Consider the following 4,138-nt stretch of genomic DNA (forward strand, 5'->3'; position numbering starts at 1 on the left):
CTGATCGACCAGCTGCGGCAGGAATTCTCGGTCGTGATCGTCACCCATTCGATGCAGCAAGCCGCGCGCGTCAGCCAGAAGACCGCCTTCTTCCACCTCGGCAATCTGGTGGAATATGGCGATACCGACGACATCTTCACCAAACCGCAGGATTCGCGGACCGAGGCCTATATCTCGGGTCGCATCGGCTGACGCCCCAGGAGGATCCCATGATCGACCGCGAAAGACATATCTCATCGGCCTTCGACCGCGATCTCGAAGCGATCCAGGCGCAGCTGGTGAAGATGGGCGGGATGGTCGAAAGCGCCATCGCCGACGCCGCCACCGCGCTGGAAAGCCGCGACGAGGAACTGGCCGAACAGGTTCGCGCCCGTGACAAGGCGATCGACGCGCTGGAAGCACAGATCAACGAGGACGCGGCCCGGCTGATCGCCCTGCGCGCGCCGACGGCGACCGATCTGCGCATGGTGCTGGCGGTCATCAAGATCAGCGCGTCGCTGGAACGGGTCGGCGATTATGCCAAGAACATGGCAAAGCGCACCCATGTCCTGTCCCAGATGCCGGCCATCGACGGCGCGGGCTTGGCCCTGCGGCGGATGGCGCAGGCCGTGGATTCGCTGGTCCAGGATGCGCTGGACAGCTATATCCGCCGCGATGCCGACCTGGCCGAGGATGTGCGTCAGCGCGATCTGGAGGTGGATCAGATGTATAACGCGCTGTTTCGCGAATTCCTGACCCACATGATGGAGGATCCGCGCAACATCACGGCCTGCATGCACCTGCATTTCATCGCCAAGAACACCGAGCGGATGGGCGATCACGCGACCTCCATCGCCGAACAGGTGATCTATCTCGTGACCGGGCAATTGCCCGATGAGGCGCGGCCGAAATCCAGCAGCGTTCCGGCCCAGGCCGGCGCGACCAGCGGAGGTTGAGCCGATGAGCCGACAAACCCCCTGTGTTCTGGTGGTCGAGGATGAAGGCGCGCAGCGCGAGGTTCTGCAATACAACCTCGAAGCCGAGGGATTCGACGTGGTCGTCGCCGATAATGGCGAGGACGCGCTGTTGCTGGTGCAGGAGGAACAGCCCGATCTGATGGTGCTGGACTGGATGTTGCCCAGGGTGTCGGGCATCGAGGTCTGCCGTCAGGTCAAGGCCGATCCGGGCACCCGGTCCATCCCGATCATCATGTTGTCGGCCCGCGGCGAGGAAACCGACCGCGTCCGGGGATTGGAGACCGGGGCGGATGATTACGTCGTCAAGCCCTACTCGGTGGTGGAACTGATGGCGCGCCTGCGCACCCAGCTGCGCCGCACCCGTCCGGCGACGATGGGAGAAAGGCTGAGCTTTGCCGATATCATCCTCGATGCGGGCGAACACCGGGTTTTTCGCGCCGGCCAGCCGCTGCATCTGGGTCCGACCGAATTCCGGCTGCTGTCCACGCTGATGGAAAAGCCGGGCCGCGTCTGGACGCGCGAACAGCTTCTGGACCGGGTCTGGGGGCGCGACATCTACGTCGATACCCGCACCATCGACGTTCATGTCGGCCGCCTGCGCAAGGCGCTGATGGTCAATGGCGGCGACAATCCGGTCCGGACGGTGCGCGGCACGGGCTATGCCCTGGGCTGAGACCCGGCAAAGGCCCGTCCGCCGTCGCCGAGAAAATCCAGAACCTCCGCAAGCTGGGGAATTGCGTCGCCCGCGCCCGGCCGGGTGACCTTCAACGCCGCGGCGGCCGAGGCCAGGCGCAGCGCCTCGGCCATGCCGTCGCCGCGATCCAGCGCCGCCGCGACGTAGCCCGCGAAAGTGTCGCCCGCGGCGGTTGTGTCCACCGGGGCCACCGGAAAAGCCTCTTGCACTATGGTCGTTCCGGCTTTCATATCGCGATATTCCGCGCCCTTCGATCCGCGCGTGATCAGCAGGCCTTCGACCGGCAGATCTCCGGGAATGGCGTCGAAAAGCTGCCGCGCCTCGCCCTCGTTCATGGCCAGGATCGACACATGCTCCATCACCGCGCGCACCGCCTCGACCGCGAAGGGCGCGGCGGAATAGATGACCCTTGCGCCGGCCCGCCGGGCAATGCGGGCGGCATCCGTCTGGCCGTTCGTCTCGTTCTGGATCAGCAATGTGTCACGCGGCCCGATCCCGGTCAGAGCGGCGGCGATATCGGCCGCCTTCAGCGCCGTGTTGGCGCCCGGATGGATGACGATCATGTTCTCGGCCCGGGCATCCAGCAGGATGATCGCATGGCCCGTCACCTCGGCGTCCAGCTGCCGGATCGCCGCAGGACAGACGCCGGCATGCCGCAGCCGTTCGATCACCCAGTCGTCGCCGGCCCCGATCGCGCCCAGATGATGTGTCATCGCCCCCGCCCGCGCCGCCGCGATCGACTGGTTCGCGCCCTTGCCGCCAAGGCCAAGCGAATGCCCGGTCGATGCCAGGGTCTCGCCCGGCCCGGGCAAGCGGTCCAGTCGGTAGACGTGGTCGATATTGATCGAGCCCAGATTCCAGATCGCCATGTCGTATCCTCCGTGATGACAAGTCTTGCCGGCGTGCCGCGGCCTGTCCAGTAACGAAAAAACGCGCCCGGTCGGGGCGCGCTTCTTCGGAGTCGAAAGGACCGGGCCGATCAGCCGGGCTGATGCTTGCCCTTGTGGCGCGCCCAAAGTCGCTTGTTGGTCAGATACAGCAGTGCCGTCAGCACGATCAGGAACAGGACCGAGACCAGGCCAACCGCCTTGCGGTCCATCATCTTTGGCTCTGCGGTCCACATCAGAAAGGCCGAGACGTCGCGGGCCATCTGGTCCGCGGTCGCGGGTGTGCCGTCCTCGTAGGTCACGACATCGTCCGAAAGCGGCGGCGGCATCCTGACCCAGCCAGTCGAGAACGCCTTGTTCTGATAGAAGGTGCTGCCGGCCTCTTCCTTGGTCTCGCCGGTATACCCGGTCAGAAGCGCGTGGATATATTCCGGTCCGCCGGCGCCCTTGAACAATTGTTTGATCCCGGTGCCATAGGGTCCGTGAAAACCTGCGCGCGCCTTGGCCATAAGCGACAGATCCGGCCCCATTCCATCGCCGGTGACGGTCGGGAAATTGTCCGTGGGCAATCGCGTCCGCAACTCGCCCGTGTCGGGCTCGGTGATTTCGGTCAGATTGGCGGCATAGGCGCGGACCTGGTCCTCGGGCAGCCCGGGACCGCCCGGGTCAGACAGCGTGCGGATCGGGACGAGTTTCAGGCCGTGGCAGGCCGAACAGACCTCGGTATAGACCTGAAGCCCTCGCTGCAGTTGAAACTGGTCGAACGAGCCGAACGGCCCCTCGAAGCTGAAGGCGATGTCCTCGATCTTGCCGCCCTCGGACAGGGCTTCCTGATTGTCCTCGTTTCCGGCGATCGGTTCGCTGGCCTGCACCACATTTTCATCAGCCGCTGCCGGTGCTGCCGCCGATTCCGTCCCGGCCGGCGTGCCGGCATCGGTTCCGCCGTTGGCCTGCTGCTGAGCAGCAGCCTGCGGGGTCGCGGGCTGGTCCGCGGCCGTCGCACCCGCATCCGCGGCCGTACCCTTCTCCGGGGTGGCCACGAAGGTGGTGCCGCCCTGGGGCGCGGGCTGGGCCGACTCGGGCTGGTTCATCGGCACCGTCCGGGTGGTCGAGCCGTCCTGCGCCAGCGCGAAGCCGGCCGCAGAGATCGTCAGGGCCGCAACGGCCGTGAGCGTCCTGGTTCTCATGGTCATTCGTGGCTCTCCTTACTCGGCCATGCGCGTGGGTGATTCGTGATGCGCGAGAAAGTCTTCCTCGATCGTGGCCGGCATCGGGTCGGGCTTCTCGATCACGCCCAGAAGCGGCAGGATGATCAGGAAATAGGCGAACCAATAGGCTGCACCGGCCAGCGCGATGAGCGGATAGATCCCCTCGGTCGGACGGGCGCCGACCCAGGTCAGGATGACAAAGTCGGCGGCCAGCATCCAGAACCACCACTTGAACTGCGGCCGGTACCGGCCCGAACGCACCCTGCTGGTGTCCAGCCACGGCACCAGCGCCAGGACCAGAATCGATCCGAACATCGCCAGCACGCCGAAGAACTTGGCGTCGATGATGCGGAAGGACAGGAAGTTGACCAGCTGCACCACCCAGACATCCGA

4 protein-coding genes and 2 pseudogenes are annotated in these 4,138 nt (G+C 65.6%); 3 read left to right on the plus strand and 3 right to left on the minus strand.

The annotated features are described in order from the left end of the window. The 3 genes and pseudogenes from B4A72_RS05895 to phoB form a co-directional block, all read left to right on the plus strand. Positions 1-192, plus strand: a pseudogene (locus B4A72_RS05895) (phosphate ABC transporter ATP-binding protein); the annotation flags it as partial. A gap of 17 nt (positions 193-209) precedes the next feature. Continuing rightward, the gene (phoU, locus tag B4A72_RS05900; protein ID WP_414692198.1) at positions 210-935 is read left to right on the plus strand and encodes a phosphate signaling complex protein PhoU; all 726 of its coding nucleotides are present in this window, start codon (positions 210-212) and stop codon (positions 933-935) included. 4 nt (positions 936-939) lie between these two features. After that, positions 940-1,629 (plus strand): phosphate regulon transcriptional regulator PhoB, encoded by a 690-nt coding sequence (gene phoB / locus B4A72_RS05905; protein ID WP_292959161.1) that lies wholly within the window; start codon positions 940-942, stop codon positions 1,627-1,629. Here phoB and B4A72_RS05910 read toward each other — a convergent pair. The 3 genes and pseudogenes from B4A72_RS05910 to B4A72_RS05920 all read right to left on the minus strand — a co-directional run. Next, on the minus strand, positions 1,614-2,519 hold the full coding sequence (locus B4A72_RS05910; RefSeq protein ID WP_292959160.1) for a PfkB family carbohydrate kinase: 906 nt from the start codon (positions 2,517-2,519) through the stop codon (positions 1,614-1,616). The genes phoB and B4A72_RS05910 overlap by 16 nt on opposite strands. 110 nt (positions 2,520-2,629) lie before the next feature. After that, positions 2,630-3,391, minus strand: a complete 762-nt coding sequence (locus B4A72_RS05915; protein WP_292959177.1) for a cytochrome c1 — start codon at positions 3,389-3,391, stop codon at positions 2,630-2,632. Positions 3,392-3,742: 351 nt separating this feature from the next. Then, positions 3,743-4,138: pseudogene (locus tag B4A72_RS05920) on the minus strand (cytochrome b); the annotation flags it as partial.

The sequence above is a fragment of the Paracoccus sp. UBA5162 genome, from assembly GCF_002413585.1.
Lineage (GTDB): Bacteria > Pseudomonadota > Alphaproteobacteria > Rhodobacterales > Rhodobacteraceae > Paracoccus.

Excerpts from the sequence above, each read along its gene's own strand:
- phoB (WP_292959161.1), top strand. The coding sequence starts at position 940 with ATGAGCCGACAAACCCCCTGTGTTCTGGTGGTCGAGGATGAAGGCGCG.
- B4A72_RS05910 (WP_292959160.1), bottom strand. The coding sequence starts at position 2,519 with ATGGCGATCTGGAATCTGGGCTCGATCAATATCGACCACGTCTACCGA.
- phoU (WP_414692198.1), top strand. The coding sequence starts at position 210 with ATGATCGACCGCGAAAGACATATCTCATCGGCCTTCGACCGCGATCTC.